Annotated in this window: 19 protein-coding genes; 9 read left to right on the top strand and 10 right to left on the bottom strand. The window is 76.5% G+C overall.

Features of this window, described 5'->3' with window-relative positions:
• Positions 1 to 2: 2 nt before the first annotated feature.
• The 3 genes from AAHH18_RS13365 to ppk2 all read right to left on the bottom strand — a co-directional run bounded on the left by AAHH18_RS13365 (position 3) and on the right by ppk2 (position 1,931).
• A complete protein-coding gene (locus AAHH18_RS13365) occupies positions 3 to 473 on the bottom strand; it encodes an ATP-binding protein (RefSeq protein ID WP_343301955.1) in 471 nt (156 codons plus the stop codon).
• 102 nt (positions 474 to 575) lie between these two features.
• Complete coding sequence (locus AAHH18_RS13360) at positions 576 to 1,094, bottom strand: GNAT family N-acetyltransferase (RefSeq protein WP_343301954.1); 519 nt, start codon at positions 1,092 to 1,094, stop codon at positions 576 to 578.
• A 24-nt stretch (positions 1,095 to 1,118) separates the two neighbouring features.
• Positions 1,119 to 1,931, bottom strand: coding sequence for a polyphosphate kinase 2 (gene ppk2, locus AAHH18_RS13355; RefSeq protein WP_283318550.1), 813 nt, complete (start codon positions 1,929 to 1,931; stop codon positions 1,119 to 1,121).
• Between the two features lie 109 nt (positions 1,932 to 2,040).
• Here ppk2 and AAHH18_RS13350 point away from each other — a divergent pair, with 109 nt between their 5' ends.
• The 4 genes from AAHH18_RS13350 to AAHH18_RS13335 are packed head-to-tail and all read left to right on the top strand — an operon-like array spanning position 2,041 to position 4,607.
• Positions 2,041 to 2,349, top strand: coding sequence for a hypothetical protein (locus AAHH18_RS13350; protein ID WP_283318549.1), 309 nt, complete (start codon positions 2,041 to 2,043; stop codon positions 2,347 to 2,349).
• Positions 2,346 to 3,728: a putative T7SS-secreted protein gene (locus AAHH18_RS13345; protein WP_343301953.1), complete on the top strand. Its 1,383-nt coding sequence runs from the start codon at positions 2,346 to 2,348 to the stop codon at positions 3,726 to 3,728. Before AAHH18_RS13350 ends, AAHH18_RS13345 begins: the two co-directional genes overlap by 4 nt.
• Positions 3,725 to 4,150 carry a hypothetical protein gene (locus tag AAHH18_RS13340; RefSeq protein ID WP_343301952.1) on the top strand — a complete coding sequence of 142 codons (426 nt, stop codon included), beginning with the start codon at positions 3,725 to 3,727 and terminating at the stop codon, positions 4,148 to 4,150. Before AAHH18_RS13345 ends, AAHH18_RS13340 begins: the two co-directional genes overlap by 4 nt.
• A 31-nt stretch (positions 4,151 to 4,181) precedes the next feature.
• Positions 4,182 to 4,607, top strand: coding sequence for a hypothetical protein (locus AAHH18_RS13335; RefSeq protein WP_343301951.1), 426 nt, complete (start codon positions 4,182 to 4,184; stop codon positions 4,605 to 4,607).
• On the opposite strand, the gene AAHH18_RS13330 is transcribed toward AAHH18_RS13335, so the two are convergent.
• Complete coding sequence (locus AAHH18_RS13330; RefSeq protein WP_343301950.1) at positions 4,600 to 6,006, bottom strand: APC family permease; 1,407 nt, start codon at positions 6,004 to 6,006, stop codon at positions 4,600 to 4,602. The two genes, AAHH18_RS13335 and AAHH18_RS13330, sit on opposite strands and share 8 nt — an antisense overlap.
• Before the next feature lie 145 nt (positions 6,007 to 6,151).
• On the opposite strand from AAHH18_RS13330, the gene AAHH18_RS13325 reads away from it, so the two are divergent.
• On the top strand, positions 6,152 to 6,484 hold the full coding sequence (locus AAHH18_RS13325; RefSeq protein WP_283318544.1) for a YtxH domain-containing protein: 333 nt from the start codon (positions 6,152 to 6,154) through the stop codon (positions 6,482 to 6,484).
• A gap of 16 nt (positions 6,485 to 6,500) precedes the next feature.
• Here the strand turns inward: AAHH18_RS13325 and AAHH18_RS13320 are convergent, their stop codons facing one another.
• The 4 genes from AAHH18_RS13320 to AAHH18_RS13305 all read right to left on the bottom strand — a co-directional run bounded on the left by AAHH18_RS13320 (position 6,501) and on the right by AAHH18_RS13305 (position 10,213).
• Positions 6,501 to 7,334, bottom strand: coding sequence for an FAD:protein FMN transferase (locus tag AAHH18_RS13320; RefSeq protein WP_343301949.1), 834 nt, complete (start codon positions 7,332 to 7,334; stop codon positions 6,501 to 6,503).
• Entirely contained in the window at positions 7,331 to 7,873 is a 543-nt protein-coding gene (locus tag AAHH18_RS13315; protein ID WP_343301948.1) for an FMN-binding protein, read from the bottom strand. The genes AAHH18_RS13320 and AAHH18_RS13315 overlap by 4 nt, the downstream gene beginning before the upstream one ends.
• A gap of 12 nt (positions 7,874 to 7,885) precedes the next feature.
• On the bottom strand, positions 7,886 to 9,352 hold the full coding sequence (locus AAHH18_RS13310) for a ferredoxin reductase family protein (protein ID WP_343301947.1): 1,467 nt from the start codon (positions 9,350 to 9,352) through the stop codon (positions 7,886 to 7,888).
• Positions 9,353 to 9,499: 147 nt separating this feature from the next.
• Positions 9,500 to 10,213, bottom strand: coding sequence for a FadR/GntR family transcriptional regulator (locus AAHH18_RS13305; protein ID WP_343301946.1), 714 nt, complete (start codon positions 10,211 to 10,213; stop codon positions 9,500 to 9,502).
• A gap of 175 nt (positions 10,214 to 10,388) precedes the next feature.
• On the opposite strand from AAHH18_RS13305, the gene AAHH18_RS13300 reads away from it, so the two are divergent.
• The 3 genes from AAHH18_RS13300 (at position 10,389) to AAHH18_RS13290 (ending at position 13,262) form a co-directional block, all read left to right on the top strand.
• A complete protein-coding gene (locus AAHH18_RS13300; RefSeq protein ID WP_283321917.1) occupies positions 10,389 to 10,865 on the top strand; it encodes a gluconokinase in 477 nt (158 codons plus the stop codon).
• 50 nt (positions 10,866 to 10,915) lie between these two features.
• The gene (locus AAHH18_RS13295; protein WP_283318539.1) at positions 10,916 to 12,298 is read left to right on the top strand and encodes a GntP family permease; all 1,383 of its coding nucleotides are present in this window, start codon (positions 10,916 to 10,918) and stop codon (positions 12,296 to 12,298) included.
• Positions 12,299 to 12,515: 217 nt separating this feature from the next.
• Complete coding sequence (locus AAHH18_RS13290) at positions 12,516 to 13,262, top strand: SAM-dependent methyltransferase (RefSeq protein ID WP_343301945.1); 747 nt, start codon at positions 12,516 to 12,518, stop codon at positions 13,260 to 13,262.
• Between the two features lie 42 nt (positions 13,263 to 13,304).
• On the opposite strand, the gene AAHH18_RS13285 is transcribed toward AAHH18_RS13290, so the two are convergent.
• A complete protein-coding gene (locus AAHH18_RS13285) occupies positions 13,305 to 15,077 on the bottom strand; it encodes a pyruvate dehydrogenase (protein ID WP_343301944.1) in 1,773 nt (590 codons plus the stop codon).
• Positions 15,078 to 15,295: 218 nt separating this feature from the next.
• Between AAHH18_RS13285 and AAHH18_RS13280 the strand changes: the two genes are divergently transcribed.
• On the top strand, positions 15,296 to 19,540 hold the full coding sequence (locus AAHH18_RS13280) for an SCO7613 C-terminal domain-containing membrane protein (protein ID WP_343301943.1): 4,245 nt from the start codon (positions 15,296 to 15,298) through the stop codon (positions 19,538 to 19,540).
• Positions 19,541 to 19,570: 30 nt separating this feature from the next.
• On the opposite strand, the gene AAHH18_RS13275 is transcribed toward AAHH18_RS13280, so the two are convergent.
• Positions 19,571 to 21,157 carry an MFS transporter gene (locus AAHH18_RS13275; protein WP_343301942.1) on the bottom strand — a complete coding sequence of 529 codons (1,587 nt, stop codon included), beginning with the start codon at positions 21,155 to 21,157 and terminating at the stop codon, positions 19,571 to 19,573.
• Between the last annotated feature and the right edge of the window lie 55 nt (positions 21,158 to 21,212).

Here is a 21,212-nt window from a genome sequence, read left to right as displayed (position 1 = left end):
CGTCAGCCCTGGGCGGGGAAGATCGCCCACACGTGCTTGGTGGAGTCGGTCGTGTACCAGCCGACGGACTGCGAGAGCCTCCGGGCGATCAGCAGCCCGAACCCGCCGGCGCCGACGGGCCGCTCGCCCGCGAGCACCGGCACCGAGTGCAGGTCCGCGTCGCAGACGTCGAGCAGGTAGTCGGTGCCGTCGGTCAGCAGGGACAGCACGGTCGGGGGCAGCCCGTGCTCGAGCGCGTTCGTCGCCAGCTCGGAGGCGACCAGGACCATGTTCTCGGGCACCTGGCCCAGCAGGTCCTGCGGTGCGGCGTGCCGGGCGGTGACCTCCGACAGGAGCTCGCGGCGCACCCGGGACAGGTCGGTGACGGAGTCGAGCGACCACGACCGGACGGCGGTGAACCGGTCCGGCGGCACCGACGCGGCGAGCCCCGCGTCGGTGGGTCCGCGGGAGCTCCCACCGCCGTGCTGCACCACGTCGCCTCCCCGTTCTCGAAGGATCTGCCGCATCGACGGTAGGTCCCGCGCCCGGTGCCCGCCACCGGTGCCCGCCACCGGTGCCCGGCGGCCCGGCGGGGCTCAGCGCGGCGGCGTCAGCCGGGTGTAGAACGCCGACGACGGGCTCGGCCGGTAGGCGGCGAACGGGGGGCACGCGACGAACCCCGCGCGCTCGTACAGCGCGCGGGCGGCCGCGGAGCCGTCCTGCGTCCCCGTCTCCAGGCTGACGCGGTCGTCGCCCTGCTCGGCGGCGAGCGCGAGCAGCCGGTCGAGCAGTGCGGCCGCGACGCCGCGCCGACGGGCCGCGGCCGCGGTGTGCATCGACTTGATCTCGGCGTGCCCGGGGGTGATCCGCGCGAGGGCGCCGACGCCGAGCAGCGCGCCGTCCGCGTCACGCGCCGCGAGGAACGTCACCTGGGGGGCGGCGAGCGCGTCGACGTCGAGCGCGTGCACGTCCTCCGGCGGGCTCTGCGCGTGCATCGCCTGCAGGTGACGCGTCAGCAGGGCCCGCACGTCGGGCGTGCGCGGGTCCTCGGGGGCGATCACGGGTGCGGAGGTGCCCCGGGCGGGGGCCGGCGCGGGCGCGGGTCGTGCGGTCACGCGCGGGACGGTACCCGGCGCGTGTTACGCCTCCGGGTCCCCGAGCAGCGACGCGCAGTGGTCCGGGACGTACGTGGACAGCTCGCGGGGCGGCCGCACGTACTCCTCGGACGCCGGTGGGCGCTCCGGCAGCACCACCGGGTCGTGGGGCACCTCCTGGTAGGGGATGGTCGACAGCAGGTGCGCGATCATGTTGAGCCGCGCGTTCCGCTTCAGGTCGGACTCCACGACGTACCACGGGCTGGTGGGCAGGTCGGTGTGCGCGAACATCGTGTCCTTCGCCCGGGAGTACTCCTCCCAGCGCGCGATCGACTCCAGGTCCATCGGGCTGAGCTTCCACCGGCGCACCGGGTCGTTCCGCCGGGACCGGAAGCGCCGGAGCTGCTCCGCGTCCGACACCGAGAACCAGTACTTGCGCAGCAGGATGCCGTCGTCGATGAGCATCTGCTCGAACCCCGGCGTCTGCTGCAGGAACCGGGCGCGCTCCTGCGGTGTGCAGAACCCCATGACCGTCTCGACCCCGGCGCGGTTGTACCAGGACCGGTCGAACAGCACGATCTCGCCGCGCGCCGGCAGGTGCGCGATGTAGCGCTGGAAGTACCACTGGCCGCGCTCGCGCTCCGTGGGCGCGGGCAGCGCGGCGATGCGGGCGACCCGGGGGCTCAGGTACTCGGTGATGCGCTTGATGGTGCCGCCCTTGCCGGCGGCGTCGCGGCCCTCGAACACGACCACCACGCGGGCCCCGGTGGCGCGCACCCACTCCTGCAGGGTCACGAGCTCCGACTGCAGCCGGAACAGCTCCGCCTCGTACACGGCCTTGGGCACCTTCGGCGTCATGCCCGGACGGTACGCCGCCGCCGCGCGCCGCGGGAGGTGCCGGCGGCGGGGACCTGAGCCGTGCTACTTTTGAGTAGCAGCCGCGCATCCCCGAGAGAGGTGGACGAGCGTGGCTGACGCCAGCCTGTTCGAGGTCGACACGGCGGAGCTCCGCCGCACCGGGAACGACGTGCTGCGCGTCGCCGACCGGGTGGCGGCCACGGGCGCCGCCCCGGTGGTCCCCGGGCCGGAGGCGTGGCGCGCGGGCCCGCTGACCTCCGCCGGGGCGCGGTTCGACGCGCGCTACCGCTACCTCCTGACGGCGCTCGCGGCGGAGGTCGACCACGCCGGCGAGCAGATCAGGGGCGCCGCGTCCGCCTACGACGAGGCCGACGCGATGGCCCGCGACCACCTCGCCGGTCTGCCGGCCCGCCCGTGATCGGCGGCGCGGCCCTCGCGACGTCCACCGACGCGCGGGCGCTGGTCCCGACCGACCCCGAGGCGCTCGAGGGCTCGGCGGCGGAGCTCGACGGGCGGCGCCGGGCTCTCGCGGGCGCGTCGGCCGACACGGCACGCGCCGCGTGCGACCGCTGGCACGGTGCCGCGTCCGAGGCCTGGGCGGCGCACCGCACGCGGCTGGTCGAGGTGCTCGACACGGTCGCGGGCGCCACCGACGTCGCCGGCGGGGTCCTGCGGCAGCACGCCGCCGTGGTCCGGTGGGCGCACGCCCGCGCCGAGGTCGCCGTCGCCCTGTGGGCGCAGGGCGAGGACCTGAGCGCGGCGTGGCGCCGCCGCGCCGACGTGGACCCGCCCGTGCTCGGCACGCCGTCGTCCCCCTCGTCCACCCCGGGTGCGACCCGCTGGCGGCCCCGCGTCGCCGACGTCGACCCCGGGGCGTCCCACCGGGCGCTCGCCGAGCAGGTGCTCGCCTCCGCCCGCGCGGAAGTCGTCGCGTCGGAGGCCGCCGCGGCGGGTGTGCTCGACGGGCTCTCCGCCGGCGTCCCGGACGGCGGGCTCCACCCCGGCGACTTCCTGCGCGGCGTCGCCGACTGGCTGACCTCCACCGCCGGCGCGCTGTGGCGGTACGGCTCGCTGCGCGCGGTCGTCGACGGCCCCGGCTGGGCGTCGTCGTGGGCGGAGCTCGGGACCTCGACGGTCGACCTGTACCACGCGGCGGGCGAGGACCCGTTCGGCACCGGGCGGGTGCTGCTCGACACCGACGGGCTCGCCGACCACCCCGGCCGGTGGTGGGGCGGCCACGCGCCCGACCTCGCGACGAGCCTGGTCACGGGCGGGTCGACCGCCGGCGTCGCGGGCGCCGCGCGGATGGCGCGGTACCTCCAGGACATCGCCGACGGCGTGGACCGCGTCGCCGCAGGCGAGCGCTGGCTGGACGCGCTGCGGGCCGCCCCGGACGTGGGGCCGGAGCGCGCGCGTCGGACCGTTGTCGGGTCCGCGCCGTGGGCCGAGTACCAGCGCACCTGGGCCGGCCCGGAGGAGTTCCGGCTCGGTGCGGGTGGCGACACGATCTGGGCCGACGGGGTCCACCTCGACGCGGACGGGGTCGTCGCGGTCGAGGTCAAGCACGTCGACCAGCCGGGAGGAGCGTCGATGTACGAGGGATCACGGCCGGAGTGGCTGCTGCGAGACTTCGACGACGAGATCCGCCGCTACCGAGCAGTCATCGAGGACGGTGGCAACCCCGTCGACCGGCTGCGGCTCGTGGTGTCGACTCCGGCGGCGGCCGAGTTCCTCGGGGACCGAGCACGTGCGCTGCTCGGGCCGGACGCCGGGTTCTCCGTGGTGGTGCGGTCGTGAGCAACAACCTGCTCGTCGCGTGCGAGGGGACGATTCCGCTCACTGCCGACCGGTTCGCCGAGGTGGCGCATCGGCGGTGGCCGGACGCGCTGGTGCGGCAGCTCCGGCCGCCACGCGCCTCCGCGGTCAACGTCCAGGTGGTGGGTCCCGCCGGGATCTACCAGATCAACTACTTCCGGGACCGGCGTTCCTTCTCGTGCGACGCCCTGTGGCCCGGGTGGGGCGAGGTCGCGGCGTGGTTGCGGTCGGTCGTGCCGGACGACGGCCAGCTGCTGGTCGCGGTCGACGCGGCGCTCACGATGCACGTCACCCTGACGCCCGGGATCACCGCGGCGGAGTTCGAGAGCCGCGCGGTCTCCCACGCCGACCCTGGGTGGACGGCCCGAGAACCTGCGGTCGCCGCGATGCTGGGTCTCCCGTGACTGCGACACCCCGCGATCCCGGCGGTGAACCGTGAGCAACAACCTCGTCGTCTGGTGCCGGAGCGGGATCGCGCTCACGTCCGAGGAGTTCGGCGCGGCCGCGGGCCGGCGATGGCCGGACGCGAGGATCCTGCACCTGGAACCACCCTGGGCCGCGGCGGTCAACGTCCAGGTCGACGGGGCCGATGGCGGGTTTCAGATCGACTACCACCGGAACCGACGAGCCTTCTGGTGCGACGCCTTGTGGTCGAAGTGGGGCGAGGTCGCGGCGTGGTTGCGGTCGGTCGTGCCGGACGACGGCCGGCTGCTGGTCGCGGTCGACGCGGCGCTCACGATGCACGTCACGCTGACACCCGGGATCACCGCGGCGGAGTTCGAGAACCGGATGGTGTCTCACGACGCACCCGCCTGGATCGAGCGGGAGCCCGAGGTGGCCGCGCTGCTCGGGTTCACGTGACCGCGGTGGTGGCGTCCTCGTCCGCGGTCGCGTCGGTCCCACCCGTCAGCAGCCGGTTGACGACGTACAGCACCACGCCGATCCCCAGCAGCACGGCGGCCCGCAGGTACACCGCCCCCTCGCGGCCCGTCAGCGGCGACGCCAGCACCAGCGACACGACCGCCCCGACGACGGGCGCCCACGTCGGCGCGCGGAACGAGCGCTCGCGGTCGCCGTCCACCGTGCCGGTCTCGTCGTCGTCCGCGGGGCGGCGGCGCAGGACGAGCACGGCGACGTTGACCACCGCGAACACGAGCAGCAGGAGCAGGACGGTGGTGTCGGCCAGGCCGCCCAGGTCGCCGGTCGCGGTGAGCGTCAGCGCGAGGACCACCGTGAACGCGATCGCGACCACGGGGGTGCGGCGCCGGGAGTGCACGCGGCCGAGCGCGGCGGGGACGATCCCCTCGCGGGACATCCCGTACACCAGGCGGGACGCCATCATCATGTTGATCAGCGCGGTGTTCATGACGGCGAGCAGCGCGATGAGCGCGAACAGCCACGGCGGGAACGCCAGCCCGGCCACGCGCACCACCTCGAGCAGCGGCCCGGTGGAGCCGACCAGCACGTCCGTCTCCACCAGCATCGACGCCGTGAACGCCACCGCCAGGTAGATGGCCCCGGCCACCGCGAGGCCGCCGAACAGCGCCCGCGGGAAGTCGCGCCGCGGGTGCCGCGCCTCCTCCGCCAGGTTCACCGAGTCCTCGAACCCGAGCAGGGCGTAGAAGGCGAGCGCGGTGCCGCCGAGCACGCCCATCCACGCGGGGCCGTCGGTGTGCAGGTCGAGGGCGCGGGACGGGTCGCCGTCGCCGTGCGCGAGCGCCCACACCCCGATGCCGATGATGACGAGCAGCCCGCTCGCCTCGACCAGCGTGAGCACGACGTTCACGCGCACCGACTCGGAGACCCCGAGCACGTTGACGACCGTGATGAGCCCGAGGAACACCCACGCGGCCACGAGGGTCGGCACCCCGAACGGCAGCAGCTCCGCCAGGTAGTCCCCGCCGAACGCCCGCGCCGCCGCGGAGGCGCTGGTGATGCCCGACATCATGACGGCGAACGCCACGAGGAACGTCAGGAACGGCCGCCGGAAGGCGCGGTTCGCGTACAGGGCGGCGCCGGCGGCCTTGGGGTAGCGGGCGACGAGCTCCGCGTAGGCCGTCGCGGTCAGCGTGGCCAGGGCGAACGCCAGCAGGAACGGCAGCCAGATCGCGCCGCCGACCTGCTCCGCGACCGTCCCCGTCAGCGCGTAGATGCCGGCGCCGAGGATGTCCCCGACGACGAACAGCAGCAGCACCGTGCGGCCGATCGTGCGCCGCAGCTCCGGCTGGTCGGCGCCGGGTACCCGTGTGGTCTGCGTCATCGAGCCTCCCCCTCGTCGGGGGCCACTGTGCTCCTGCCCGCATCGTCGTGCGCGTCGAACGGTCCCCGGCGCTCGCCGGGCGCGCCACGACGGGCGCCCCTAGGCTCGATCGAATCAGGAGATCCAGCGACCAGGGAGAGAACGCATGAAGGGCAAGCTCGCATTCGTCCTCGGCGCCGGCATCGGCTACGTCGTCGGCACCCGCGCGGGCCGCGCGCAGTTCGAGAAGATCAAGGGGTGGGCGTCGGACGCGTGGCACGACCCGCGCGTGCAGTCCACGGTCGACGACCTCGAGTCGACGGCGGCGCGGTTCGCGAAGGACCAGGGCGTCGCGCTCAAGGACAAGGCGGTCGACGCGGTGAAGAGCGCGGTGTCCCGCGGCTCCGACGACGGCGCGTCCGCCGAGCCGTGGAGCACCGGGCCGGGCGCCGCGCCGGGCACCGGTGGCGGGAGCACGACGGGGCCCGACCGGGCCTGAGGCGGCCGGCGCCGGCTCAGGCCGGCGCCGCCCACCGGTGCACGGAACCGTCCGCGAGCACCAGCACGCCGGAGGTCCCCGGCAGCCCACGGAGCCGGCCCGGTGCGTGCGCACCCAGCACGACGGCGGCGGTCGCCCACACGTCCGCACGCTCGGCGGTCTCCGCGACGACGGTCGCCGACCGGATCGCGCCGCCGGCGGCCGCGCCGGTGCGCGGGTCGACGACGTGGGCGCCGCGGGCGGCGGGGCCCGACGTGGCCACCCCGCCGTCGGTCACGTCCACCCAGGCGAGCACCCGGCTGCGGTCCGCGGGGTCCTCCACGCCGACCCGCCACGGCAGACCGCTACGGCTCCGCACGCCCACGTCGCCGCCCGCGACCACCGCGACGTCGCCGTCGAGGCCGGCCAGCGCGTCGAGCGTCCGGTCGACGGCCCACCCCTTGGTGAGGCCGGTCGGGTCGAAGCCGTCCCGCCACCCCCACGCGTCGACGACGCCGCCCGTCGTCGACCGCGCGACCACGCACCGCCGGTGCACCGCGGCGAGCTCCGGTGCCGCGTCGAGGCCGAGCTCCCCGCGGCGGTAGCGGCTCAGGTCCGAGTCGGGGCGGAAGGGGCTGAGCGCCGCGTCGATCCGCGCCACCAGGGCGAACGCCTCCGCCACGGCGCCGGCGGTGGCGGGGGCGTGCGCCGCCGGCCCGCGGACGTGCACGCTCCAGGGCATCGCCATGTGGTGGGCCACCCAGGCGCAGCGCGGCAGCCCGGCGGCCTCCCGGACCCGGGTGTCGCGCTCGGCGGCGTCGAGGTCGTCGCCCGACGGCGTCCAGGCCGTGGCGTCCGCGGCCGCGCTCACGCCTGCGCCGCCTCGTCCAGCGCCGCCTGCAGCGACTGCGCGTACGCCTCGCTCGTGTAGGTGGCGTGCGACACGAGGGCGATGTCGGCGCTCTGCGCGTCGAGCGCCTCGCTGTTGAGCGTCGGGATCGCCTGCCCGGAGATGCTCCGGGAGCGCCCGTCCGGGGAGTCCTGGGTCGCGCCGACGTCGGTGAGCCGGCCGTCGGTCACCGTGACCGTCACGGTGACCGTGCCGTACCGCATGGACGTGGACGCCGAGTACGTGCCGGTCGAGCCGGTCGAGCCGGACCCGGTCGAGCCCGCGGCGTCCGGGGTCGTCGCGCCGGCCGCGTCGCCGCTGCCGGCCGCGGATCCGGACTGCGCCCCGGAGCCGGACTGCGCCCCGTCCCCGGCCTGCGACCCGGACGTCGCGCCGCCCGCGGTCGCGGTCCCGCCGGCGGTGCCCGCCGTGTCGAGCGTCCGGCCGGTGCTCGTGGGGTACAGGAGGATCAGGCCGAGGCCGGACAGGGTGCCGGCCACGGCGACGAGGATGCGGCGCACGGGAGTCTCCTCTCACCAGGCGTAGGACTCGAGGTGGATCTGCCGCTCGGGCACGCCGGCGGCGCGCAGGTCGGCGACCAGGGCGGTGGACCAGGCGGCGGGTCCGCAGACGAACACGTCGTGGTGCACCAGGTCGGGCACGAGTCGCCGCAGCGCGTCGGGTCCGGGGACGTGGCCGTGCTCGGCGGGCAGCCAGGGCGTGCCGGTGCGGGAGCGCGGGCCGGGGAGCGGGACGTACCGGAGGGCCGCGTGCTCCGCGAGCCACTCGGCGTCGGCACGCAGCGCGGCCTCCGACGGGTCGGTGACGCGGTGCACGAGGGTGTCGGAGCCGGGCGTCCACGCGTTGTCCTGGAGCAGGGCGACCACGGGCGCGATGCCGGCGCCGGCCGCGAACGCCGCGATGCGGTGCCGCGTCCGGACGCTCGTCGCCGTCCGGCCGAACGGCCCCTCGACGAGCACCGGCGTCCCGGGTCCCATCGCCGCGAGCCGGGCGCCGTCGTCGCCCCGGACGCCGATCGTGACGCGGAGCCCCGCGGTGGTGGGCTGCGCCGAGAGGCTCAGCGGGTGGCCGCGCGTCCAGCCGGCGCCGGTCCGGAACCGCCAGACCAGGAACTGGCCGGCCTCCACCCGGAGCCGGTCGAGCCGGCGCCCCGTGACGTGCACTGACACGATCGTCGGCGTCTCCTGCACGACGGCCGCCACGCGCAGCCGGTGGCGGGCGCTCAGCAGCAGCGGGCGCGCCACCCGGAAGGTCAGCAGCGCGACCAGCGTGAGCCCGTACAGCGACCACCAGTACGCCGCGGTCCAGGGGTGGGCGAGGAACGACGACCCGGTCCAGAGCTGGTGCGGCAGCGCGAGCCCGATGCCCAGGTAGGCGTACAGGTGCAGCAGGTGCCACGACTCGTAGCGCAGCCGCCGCCGCGCGGCACGCACGGACAGCACGACGACGCCGGTGATCAGGGCGGTCCCGGCGACCGCGAGCAGCATGCCGGGCAGCGTGAGCGTCATCGACCACAGCTCCGCGACGGGACCCCGTCCCTCGGCCGACGCGTACGCCACCACGATGAGGACCAGGTGCAACGCGAGCAGCCAGAACGACGTGAACCCGGCCCAGCGGTGCCAGGTGGTGAGCCTGTCCTGCCCGAACGCGCGCTCGGCGGCGGGGATGCGTGCCATGCCCAGCACCTGCAGCAGCAGCAGCGCGCTGGCCCACAGGCCCGCGAGCCGGCCCGCGGACCCCAGCGCGGTCGCGCCGCCCTGGAGCAGCAGCCCGGCGCCACCGGCGCTCACCCAGAACGCGGTGACGACCCCGAGGTGCGCACCCACGAGCCAGGCGACCGCGTCGCCCCACCAGCGTCGTCGCGCCGGGGGGAGCAGGCGCCGGACGTGCCCTCCGCGGGCGTCCGGCGGGCGGGGCGACGGCGTGGTGTCGCCCGGCGCGCGCGGGCCGGGCACTGCGGTGGTCGGCGGAGCGCTCACGCTGCCCTCCCGGGCTGCCGGACCGGGTGGCTCCCGGTGAGGGCTCCTACGCTGCGGTCGGGTGCTCCACGTCCGCTGGAACGCGCCTGTGGTGCACCTGTGCGTGCGGGACCGCGGGTCGCCCCGCGGGCGGGCCGGGCGCGGCGGTCAGGACGCGGCCGCGCCGGCGTCGTCCGGCAGGGACCCCTGCACCTCGTCGACGATGCCGGCCATGGCCCGCTGCGCGGCGACCGGGTCGCCGAGCGCGACCGCGCGCGCCACGGCCTCGTGCCCGTCGAGAGCGGCCGGCACGGGCGAGGCGGGCATGAGGCCGAGAGCCGTGCGGCCGGACAGCACGGCCGTCACCAGCCCCGACAGCGCCCCGAACAGCTCGTTGCCGCTGGCGCGCAGCAGCAGCTGGTGCATCCGGATGTCGAGCGCGAGGAACTCCGCCTGCGTGGCCTCCCCGGCCTCGCCGAGCGCCCGCATCCGCTGCGCGATGTCCATGAGCTCCGTGCGGACCTCGACGGGGGCGTACCGCGCGGCGCCGGCGGCGGCCAGCGGCTCGACGGCGTGCCGCAGCTCGGTCAGCGTCCGCAGCTGCGCGAGCCGGCCGGGTCCCTCGAGCCGCCAGGCGATCACCCGGGGGTCGAGCACGTTCCAGCTCTCGATGCCGAGCACGACCAGGCCGACGCGCCGGCTGGAGCGCACCAGGCCGAGGCCCTCGAGCATGCGCATGACCTCGCGCGCGACCGTGCGGGACACCCCGAACTCGGCGCCCAGCTCCTGCAGCGTCAGGACGGCCCCGGCGCGCAGCTCACCGGCGGTGATGCGGCGCCCCAGCGTGTCGAGGACGGTGCTGTGGAGGACGGCGGCGGGCACGCGTCCAGGGTAGGGCCGCGGACGGCGCCCGACACTATGAGAGCACCACATGTGGACAAAGGTGCTACCTGTGGGTGATGCTGAGCCGGTGGACACCGACGTCACCGAGGCCGAGACCTCACCGCACCGCACCGCCGCGCCGTCGGGCGCCGAGCGCCCCGACCTCGTCGTGGTCATGGGCGTCGCCGGCTCCGGCAAGACCACTGTCGCAGCACTCCTCGCCGGCCGCATGGGGGCGGCGTTCGCCGAGGGCGACGACTTCCACTCCCCGGCCAACGTCGAGAAGATGTCGGCCGGCACCCCCCTGACCGACGACGACCGCTGGCCGTGGCTCGGCGGCATCCGGGACTGGCTCGCCGAGCGCGCCGCCGCCGGCGAGAGCGCCGTCGTCCCGTGCAGCGCGCTGCGCCGGGCCTACCGGGACCTGCTGCGCGAGGCCGGGCCGGTGCGCTTCGTCCACCTCACGGGCAGCCGCGAGCTGCTGTCCGAGCGCATCCAGGGCCGGGCCGGGCACTTCATGAAGCCCGAGATGCTCGTGTCCCAGCTCGCGACCCTCGAGCCGCTGGCCGACGACGAGGACGGGTTCGCCGTCGACATCGACGCCAAGCCCGCCGCGCTGGTCGACGAGATCCTCCGGCGCCTCGGCCGCTGACCCGCACCTCTGCCCACCCACCACCGCCACCACTGTCGACGGAGACACCCATGACGCCTGAGGGCTGGACCCAGACCCTGACCGCCGGGCCGCTGCTCGGCATCGCGGCCGGCGCGATCGCCGTGCTGCTGCTCCTCATCATCTGGCTGCGGATGCACGCGTTCGTCGCGCTGATCCTCGTCAGCCTGCTCACCGCGCTCGCCACCGGCATCCCCGTCGGGGACGTCGTGCCGGTCATGACGTCGGGCTTCGGCTCCACCCTGGCCGGCGTCGCCCTGCTCGTCGCGCTCGGGGCGATGCTCGGGCGGCTCGTCGAGACCAGCGGCGGGGCCCAGGTGCTCGCCGACTTCCTCATCGGCAAGTTCGGGGAGAAGCGGGCGCCGTTCGCGCTCGGCCTCGCGTCGCTGATCTTCGGCTTCCCGATCTTCTTCGACGCGGGCCTCGTCGTGATGCTGCCGATCGTGTTCGCCGTCGCGCGCCGCCTCGGCGGGTCGCTGCTGCTGTACGGGCTGCCCGTCGCCGGTGCGTTCTCCGTGATGCACGTGTTCGTGCCGCCGCACCCCGGGCCGGTCGCGGCCACCGAGCTGCTGGGCGCGAACGTCGGGACGGTGCTGGCGATCGGCGTCCTCGTCGCGATCCCCACCTGGTACGTGACCGCGTACCTGTACGGCGTGTTCACGGGCCGGCGGATCTCGCTGCCCGTCCCGTCGATCCTCGGCGAGGCCGACGAGGAGGCCACCGCCAACCCGCCGTCCTTCGGCACGGTCGTCTCGCTGCTCCTGCTGCCGCTGGTCCTGATCTTCGCCAACACCGGCCTCGACGCGCTGCGCGCGGCCGGCGTGGTGGACGGCGACGCGCTGTGGGTGCAGGCCTTCCGTGCGCTCGGCCAGACGCCCGTCGCCCTGCTCGTCACCGTCCTCGTCGCCACGTACGTGCTCGGCCGGCGCCGCGGCCGGTCCGGGACGGTCCTGGAGAAGGTGCTCGACTCCGCGCTCGGCCCCGTCGCCTCGGTCATCCTCATCACCGGCGCCGGCGGCATGTTCGGCGGCGTCCTGCGCGCGTCCGGCATCGGCGACGCGCTCGCGGACGTGCTCAGCGACCTCGGTGTCCCGGTGATCGTCGCCGGGTTCCTCATCGCCACGGTGCTGCGGGTCGCCCAGGGGTCCGCGACCGTCGCGCTGACCACCGCGGCCGGCCTCATCGCGCCGGCCGTCGCCGCCGGCGGCTACAACGCCGTGGAGCTGGCGACCATCGTCCTGGCGGTCGCGGCAGGCTCGGTGGTCCTCAGCCACGTCAACGACTCCGGCTTCTGGCTGGTCGGGCGGTTCTTCGACATGGACGTGAAGACGACCTTCAAGACGTGGACCGTCATGGAGACGCTCATCGGGGTGATGGGCTTCGGCCTGGCCGCGGTGATCTTCGCGATCGCCTGACGGCCGGGCGCGCGGGCGGCGGGGGCGACGGGGAAATCCGTCGCGCCCGCCGCCCGTCCCGCCCTACGGTCGCAGCGGGCCCGCACGGGGCCCCGGCGGCCGCCGCGGCGTGCCGCGCGAGCGAGGAGCCGATGCGAGATGACCGCGCAGGTGCCGGTGGCCGGACCCGTCCGCCGCCAGACGACGACCCGTCAGCACCCGTGCAAGGAGCGTCACCGTGTTCGACCTTCGCCTGTTCTCCGTCCGTGAGTCCCGCCTCCGCATCCATAACCCCCTGACCGCGCGGCAGCTCGCGGACTGGGGCGCCGGGCTCGACCTGCCGCCCGGCACCCGGGTGCTCGACCTGGCCTGCGGGTCCGGCGAGCTGCTGTGCACCTGGGCCCGCGACCACCGCGTCGCCGGCCTCGGCGTGGACCTCAACCCGGACTTCCTCGCCCACGCGCGGGCGCGCGCCGACGAGCTCGGCGTGGCCGGTGCCGTGCGGTTCGTCGAGGGCGACGCGTCCGGCTACGTCGCCGACGAGCCCGTCGACGTGGCGGCCTGCGTCGGCGCCACCTGGATCGGCGGGGGCGTGCCCGGCACGCTCGACCTGCTGAGCCGCAGCATCGTCCCGGGCGGCATGCTGCTGGTCGGCGAGCCGTACTGGCGCACCGTCCCCGCCACCGCGGAGCTGCTCGCCGCCTGCCAGGCGGGTGCCGTCGAGGACTTCCTGCCGCTGCCGGAGCTGCTCGCCTCGTTCGGGGAGCAGGGCTACGACGTCGTCGAGATGGTCTGCGCGACCGAGGGGTCCTGGGACCGCTACTGGGCGTCGCAGTGGCTCACCATGCGGCGCTGGGCGGACGCCCACCCCGGCCACGACCTGCACGACGAGGTCCGGCGGCTGCTGGCCACCGAGCCGCAGCAGTACGCCGCGGGGGTGCGGGCGCACCTCGGCTGGGGCGTGTTCGCGCTGATCGCGCGGTGACGCCGCCGGTGCCCGGGCGGGACGTCCGCCCGGGCACCGGGGTCAGGGCCGGGGCACGTTGCGCAGGTTCGAGCGGGCCATCGCCATGACCTCGCCCATGCCGCCGCCGAGGATCTCCTTGCTCATGGCCGCCGTGAAGCCGCTGAGCTGCTGGCGCGTGATCTTCGGCGGGATGGACAGCGCGCGCGGGTCCGTCACCAGGTCGACCAGCGCCGGCCCGTCGTGGGAGAAGGCCTCCCGCAGGGCCGTGCGGATCCGCGTCGGGTCCTCCACGCGCACGGCCGGGATGCCCATCGCCTGCGCGACCGCGGCGTAGTCGATCGCCGGGGAGTCCGTGCCGAACGACGGCAGGCCGTCGACCAGCATCTCCAGCCGGACCATGCCGAGCGTCGCGTTGTCGAACAGGATGATCTTGACGGGCAGCTGGTAGTGCACGAGCGTCACGAGCTCGCCCAGCAGCATCGACAGCCCGCCGTCCCCGGCGACCGCCACCACGTGCTTCTGGCGCGCCCCGCCGTCCCGCGCCGCGAACGCCGCGCCGATCGCGTGCGGCACCGCGTTGGCCATCGAGCCGTGCAGGAACGAGCCGATGACGCGGCGGCGGCCGTTCGGGGTCAGGTACCGCGCGGCCCACACGTTGCCCATGCCGGTGTCGACGGTGAACACCGCGTCGTCCGCGGCCTCCTCGTCCAGCAGCACCGCGGCGTACTCCGGGTGGATCGGCGTGTGGTGCTCGACGTCCTTCGTGTACGCGCCGACCACGCCGGACATCGCCCGCTCGTGCTTCTTGATCATCGAGTCCAGGAACCGCCGCGACTTCTTGCGCCCGACCAGCGGCAGCAGCGCACGGACCGTCTCTCCCACGTCGCCGACCACCGCCAGGTCGGTCCGGGTGCGCCGGCCGAGGTGCGTCGGGTCGATGTCGACCTGCGCCGTCCGGACGTCGGACGGCAGGAACTGGTCGTAGGGGAAGTCGGTGCCCAGCATCAGCAGCAGGTCGGCGCCGTCCATCGCGGCCTGCAGCGCGCCGTAGCCGAGCAGCCCGGTCATGCCGACGTCGAACGGGTTGTCGTACTGGATGTGCTCCTTGCCGCGCAGGCTGTGGCCGACCGGGGCGGCGATCTTGTCGGCCAGCGCCAGCACGTCGTCGTGGGCGCCGCGCACGCCGGCCCCCGCCAGGATCGTGACCTTCTTCGCGTCGTCGATCGCGTCGGCGAGCGCGGCCACGTCGACGTCCGCGGGGACGACGCGCGGCCGCCGGGGGCGCACCAGCTGGTCCGGACCGGGCGCGGGCGCCTCCTCGTCGGCGACGTCGCCCGGCAGCGTGAGCACCGCGACGCCCGGGGCGCCGTAGGCGTGGTGGATGGCGCTGCGGATCACCCGCGGCGCCTGGACCGGCGACGAGATCATCTCGGAGTACACCGAGCACTCGACGAACAGCCGGTCGGGGTGCGTCTCCTGGAAGAACTGGGTGCCGATCTGCGCGCTCGGGATGTGCGACGCGATGGCGAGGACCGGCACGCGGCTGCGGTTCGCGTCGTACAGGCCGTTGATGAGGTGCAGGTTGCCCGGGCCGCACGAGCCCGCGCAGACGGCCAGCCGCCCGGTGATCTCCGCCTCGGCCGCCGCGGCGAACGCCGCCGCCTCCTCGTGCCGGACGTGCACCCACTGGATGTCGGCACCGTCCTTCTGCGCCCGGCGGATCGCGTCCACCACCGGGTTGAGGCTGTCGCCCACGATCCCGTAGACGTGCGTGGCACCCGCTGCCACCACCTGCGCCACGAGCTGGTCCGCCACCGTGCTGCTGCGTGCCACCGCGTCCTCCTGTCGTCGTCGCGTGCTGGTCCGCCTCCATAGTCATCCCATGACTTGGGCGGTGCCACCGGGAAGCGTGTCTCGTGCCTCACGCGCACGGCTCGCCGGACCCGGGCGGGGACGACCAGGACCCGGCGGACCCCGGACGACCTGGTGAAAGTCTGCGCAGGAACTGTGGACGACGCACCTGGGGCGCTCCCGCCTGGCACGCTCAGCACGTGGAACCGACCTCGGCAGGCGCCGCCCGGCGCGAGCTCACCGACTTCAGCCGCTGCCCGCACTGCGGGACGACGCTCACCGGGCCGCGCTGCCGGGGCTGCGGGCTCGACCTCGGGGGAGCGGACGGTGCCCGCATCGCCGACGCGTCGCGCACCGCGGCGCGGGCGCTCGACGACCGGCAGCGGCTGATCGAGGCGGTCCGGGCCGCGCAGGCGCGCGCGACCGTGCCGGGGGCGGCGGTCGCGCCCGCGGCGCCGGTCGTGCCGCCGGTCGGGACCCCGGTCGCGTCGCCCCCTGCGTCGCCGGTGGTGCCACCCTCCACGTCACCGGTGGTGCCTCCCCCCGCGGCGCCCTGGGCGGCGGGGCCCTGGGCGACGGGCCCGGACGTCCCCGGTCCGGGCGCGTGGCCCGGCGCCGCGCCGCATCCCCCCGCCGGCTGGCCGGGCGGGCCGGGCGTGCCTCCCCCCGCCCGGCAGCCGGTGCCGCCGGCCGGTCGGCCGTTCGACGTCGCGCGCCTGTTCGCCCTCGCCGGTGCGGGCCTCGTGGCGGCGGCGTTCGTCGTCCTCGCGTTCTTCCTGCTCGGCGACGCGCCCGCCGCCCGGGTGGTCGTGCTGCTGCTCACGACGGCCGGCGCCGCGGTGGGTGCGCTCGCGCTCCGGCGCGCCGGCGTCACCGGGTCCGCGGAGGCGGTCGGCGGCCTGACCGCCGCGCTCGCGGTCGTCGACGCGTGGGTCGTGGGGGCGCTCGCCGGCGGGCGCGTCCAGCCGCTCGTCCTGGCGTTCCTGCTGCTCGCCGTCGGCGTCGGACTGCCCGCGGCGGGCCTCGCCACCCGGATCCGCTCGTGGACCGTCGCCGTCCTCGTGCTGCCCGCCGTCCCCCTGTGCGTCTCGGCGGCCGTCGGCGGCGGCTGGGCCTGGCACGTCGGGCTGCTCGCCGCCTCCCTGGCCACGCTCGTCCGAGTCCCCTACCGCCGCGCGGTCGACCAGCGGTTCGGCGCCCGGGGGGAGGTGGTCGACGGGCTGCTCGTGGCCCTCGCCGGCGTGCTGCTGCTCGCGGCGCTCGCGGTCGCCCCCGACCTGCCGACGGCCGACGGCTGGCCCGCCGGCGGGCTCGCGATCGGCCTGCTGCTCGCCGCGGTCGTCGCCGGCCTCCAGGCCCGCGCGGGCCAGGCGGCCCCCTGGACCGCGACCGCGGGGGCACTGGTCGTCCTCGCAGCGTCGGCCGCTCCCCTCGACCTGGGCACCCTCAGCATCGGCATCGCCGCCCTGACCGGCGCCGGAGCCTGGCTTCTCGTGACGCTGCTGCCCGCCGCGACGGGACGCGACACCGGCTCCGACGCGCTGCACCGGGCGCGGGTGTCCGGCGGGTGGGTCGCGCTGGTGGTCGTGACGCTGCCCGGCCTGCTCGCGGCGGTCGCCGACGGTCTGACGCTGCTCGAGGCGCTCCGGATCCCGCCGCCCTCCAGGCTGCCCGTCGCGGCCTTCGACCCCGCCGGCGACCTCGCCGAAGGCGCCTCCTCGCTCGGGCCGGTGCTCGCGGTCGTCGTGCTCGCCGGTGCCTGCGCCGTGATCGCGGTGCAGCGGCTCGCGCCGGTGCTCGAGCGCCGCTGGGCGGCCCCCGCCGGCACGGTGCCCGGGGTCGTCCCGCCCCCCGGCGTCCCGCTGCCCGGCATCCCGCTGCCCGCCGTGCCGCGCGAGCCGTACGTCGTCACGGCGGGCCGCGCCTGCCTGCCCGCCGCGGTCGTGCTGGCCGTCGCCGCGGCCGCGACGCTGCTGCGGCCGTGGTCCCCGGCGCTGCTGCTCGCCGAGCTGCTCCTGGCGGTGGCCCTGGTCGAGACGGCACGCCGTGCCCCGCGCCGGCCCGGACCGTCGCGCGCGGTCGCCGGAGCAGCAGGTGCGGTGGCTGGAGCCCCCGCTGCGGTCGCCGGCGAGCCGGCCGGCTGGGTGCCGCCGTCGTCGGCGGCACCGGCTCCCGGCGGGCCCACGCCCCGGAGCGCCCCGTGGCGCAGCACCCTCGTCGTGGCCGCGTTCGCGCAGCTCGCGGCGCTGGTGCTGCTGAGCTGGGTGGCGCGGCCGACGGTGCTCCTCGGCGCGGCGGCCGTGGTGCTGCTCCTGCTGCGGTCGCGCCCGCTCGTGCCCGCGCCGGTGCGGGGCGTCCTCGTCGGCGCCGGCGCGGCCTACGCGACGCTGGCGCTCGGCTTCGGGCTGGCGTGGCTGGGGTGGGACGGGTTCGGCGTGGTGGGGGGCACGGCGGTCGTCGCCGTGCTGGCCGCCGCCGTCGTGACCGTGCTGCCGCGGGTCGGCCGGGACACGTGGCTCGCCCTGCTCGTCGTGGCCACGGTGCCGGCCGCCGTGGCGGTGCTCGCGGTGGCCGTCGACCGGACCTGGTGGTCCGCGGGCGCCGCCGCCGCGCTGCTGGTGCTCGAGGCCGTGGTCCTCGACACCCGCGCGCGCCCGGTGCCGGCCTGGCTGCGGGTGCTGGCCGCGGCCCTCGTGCTGCCGACCGTGTCGGTGCTCGTCATCTGCGCCGGCGCGGTGCTGCTGCCCGGGTCGGGATCCCCGGTGCTGCTGCCCGTGGTGGCCGTCCTCGCCGCGGCCGCCGCCGTCGCCGCCCCGCCCGTGGCGACGCGGCTGCGGCGCCGGTCCCTGGACGTCTCGGCGGAGCCCGCCCGGGTGGCGCTCGAGGTCGCGGCCGCCGGGACCTCCGCGGTGGCCCTGCTGCTCGCCGTCCTGCGAGCCACGACCGGCGCGGACACCGTGCTGGTGCTCTGCGCGATCCTGGCCGCCGGGGCCACGGTGGTCGCCCAGCGGCCGGACCGGCGCCCCGTATGGTGGGCCGCCGCGCTGCTCTGGTCGGGGGTGCTGTGGTCGGCGCTCGGGTGGTGGGGCGTCGGCCTCGTGGAGGCGTACACCGCGCCCCCCGCCGCCGCGGCCGTGCTGGTCGGGGCCCTGCTCGCGCGGCGGTCGGCAGAGCGCTGGCGCCCGCTCGTGCGCGCAGGCACCGCGCTGCTCGTGACGCCCACGCTGCTGCTCGCCGTCCTCGGACGGGACACGGGCACGCGGGCGGCGGCCCTCCTCGCCCTCGCCGCCGTCGCGGTGGGGAGCGTGCTCCTGTCCGACGAGGACGAGGGACCCGATCCCGCGCCGACGCCGGCGGGGCGCGCGTGGCGGGTGCTGACGGACGCCGTCCTCGTCGGTGCGGCCGTCGCGGCGCTCGCCGGCCCGGTGCGCGCCCTGCACCTGGCCGCGAGCACCCAGGCGGGGCCGGCGGCCGACGACGCCCGCCTGTTCGGGGCCGCGCTGCTGTGGTCGCTCGGGGGCGCGGTGCTGCTCGGCGTCGCCGGACGGTCGCTCGCCCGACGGCACGAGGCGGCGGTGGTCGCCGTGACGCCTCCGGGTGCCGCGTCGGGACCCACCGGACCGGGCCCCCGGCTCCGCTGGGCCCTGGCCCCGGCCGTCGTCGCCGGGACCGTCGGCACGCTCGTCGCTGTCCGCTCGTCGTGGGCGGCGGCGTGGACCGGGTGGGTCGTCGAGCTGCTGCTCCTGGCCCTCGCCCTGACCGCCGTGCGGTCCGACGTCCGGTCCGGCGGACCCGGTGCCCGATCGGCTGCCCGGCCCGACCTCGGGTCCGCCGCCGCGTCCGGCTCCGACCCCCGGCGACAGGCCGTCGTGCTGCCCCCGGGCTGGTTCCTGTGGCTGGCCGCGCTCGCCTGGGCGATCGGGGCGTGGAGCACGCGGCTGCTGCGCGTCGAGATGTTCGCCCTGCCGGTCGGCCTCGCCCTCACCGCCATGGGTCTCGTCGCGCTGCGCGCGGCCCTCCGGGACGACGCCGTCGCCGGTCCCGCGGGGCCCCCGGCGCGCTCGTCGGCCGGGTGGCCGGTGGGCGGGCGCACCTCCGCGGTCACCCTGACGCCGGGCGCGCTCGCCACGCTCGGTCCCTCCGTGCTGGCGATCTGGACCGACCCGATGACCTGGCGCGCCGTCCTCGTCGTGGTGCTCGCGCTGGGGTTCATGCTGCTCGGGGCGCGCGAGCTGCTCCGGGCGCCGCTGGTCGTCGGCGCGACCACCCTGCCCGTGGCGGTGCTCAGCGTGTTCGCGGCACAGCTCGGCGGCACGGTGTCGGCGGGCCCGTGGCTGCTGACGCTCCTCGCCGCGGGCGGTCTGCTGCTGGTGCTCGGGATCTTCGCCGAGCGGCGCCGGTCCGGGCAGGGCGCGCAGGACGAGCAGCCGCGCGTCCTGCGCTGACGGACGCCGAGGGGACGCCCCGGCGGGCGGTCAGCCCGCGGGGGTGTCGTCGGCCGCGGGCGTCAGCCGCTCCGACCCGGGGACGTCCATCGGCACGGGGAGCGTCGAGCCGCCGGCCCGCCGGGGGGCGTCGTCGGCGGCGACCGGCGTCACGGCATGCGCTGCGGTGCCGCCCGCGGGGGCTGCCGACGCGTCGACCGTGTTCTCGTCGCCCGCGGCGGCCCGTGCGCCGGCCTCGGGCGCGGTGCCGCCCTCGGACGTGCCGCTCTCGGACGTGCCGCTCTCGGACGTGCCGCTCTCGGACGTGCCGCCCTCGGGGGTGCCGCCCTCGGGGGTGCCGCCCTCGGACGTGCCGCCCTCGGGGGTGCCGCCCTCGTCGTCCGGCCCCGCGCCGGCCGGCACCCGCGGGTCCTGGTTGCCGGCCCGCAGGGTGCGCAGCGAGGCGAGCACCGCCACCACGGCGAGCGCCGCTGACCCGACGACCACCAGGTAGCCGCCGTGCGACCCCTGCCGGTCGATCATGGACCCCGCGACCCAGGACCCCAGCGAGACGCCGACGCCGAGCGAGGTGCCGACCCAGGTCAGCCCCTCCGTGAGCCGCTCACGGGCCACGAAGTGCTGGACCAGCGCGTTGCCGTTCACGAGCGTCGGGGCGATCGCGAAGCCCACGACGAACATGACGACGCCGAGCATCGTCATCGAGCTCACGAGGACGAACAGCGACACCCCGAGGGCCAGCGCGACCATCCCGATCGCGAACCGGCGCCACAGGGGCGTCACCCAGTGCCGTGCGCCGTAGAGCAGGCCGGAGATCATCGAGCCGCAGGCGAACACCGCGAGCACCACGCCCGCCAGCGCCTGCCGTCCCGCCTCCTCCGCGAACGCCACGGTGCTCACGTCGGTCGCCCCGAAGATCGACCCCATCGCGACGAACACGACGGCGAGCACCACCATCCCGCCGGAGCGCATGACGGACACGCGCCGCACCGGCGCGCCGTCCGGTCCTGCGGGCCGCGGGCCGGACGGCGGCGGCTCGGTGCGGCGCTGAGCGAGGAACCAGTACCCGCCGAGCACCATCCCGACGACCGGCACGACGAGGCCCGCAGCCGGGGCGACCGCGGTCGCCAGCGTGGTCGCGAGGATCGGGCCGACCACGAACACCAGCTCGTCGAGCGCGGACTCCAGCGAGTACGCGGTGTGCAGCGCGCGCGGGTCCGACAGCACGTGGGACCACCGGGCCCGGACGAGCGCGCCGAACGAGCCGATGGTGGCGCCGACGAGCACGGCGGTCGCGTAGAGCGTCCACACCGGCGCGTCGAGCGTCGCGCAGAGCACGAGGGAGACGAGCGCGACCGCGGAGACGGTGAGCGCGGGGCGCATGACGCGCGCCTGGCCGTGCTGGTCGACGAGGCGGGCGAGCTGCGGGGAGCACACCGCCTGCGCGAGCACGTACGCGGCGGAGACGGCACCCGCCAGCCGGTACGAGCCGTGCAGGGACTCGATCATCAGGATGATGCCGATGCCCACCATGGACATCGGAAGCCGGGCGATGACGCCGGCACCGGAGAACGCCAGGGCACCGGGCCGGTCCAGCACGTCACGGTAGGTCCCCAGCACGTGCACAGTGTCCCACCAGCGGGTGACACGGGGCGCCGTGGAGGGCGCGGCCCGG

Source organism: Cellulomonas olei, assembly GCF_039548315.1.
Lineage (GTDB): Bacteria > Actinomycetota > Actinomycetes > Actinomycetales > Cellulomonadaceae > Cellulomonas.
Note: the sequence above shows the minus strand (reverse complement) of the source record. Positions and strands in the feature narration are given on the sequence as shown.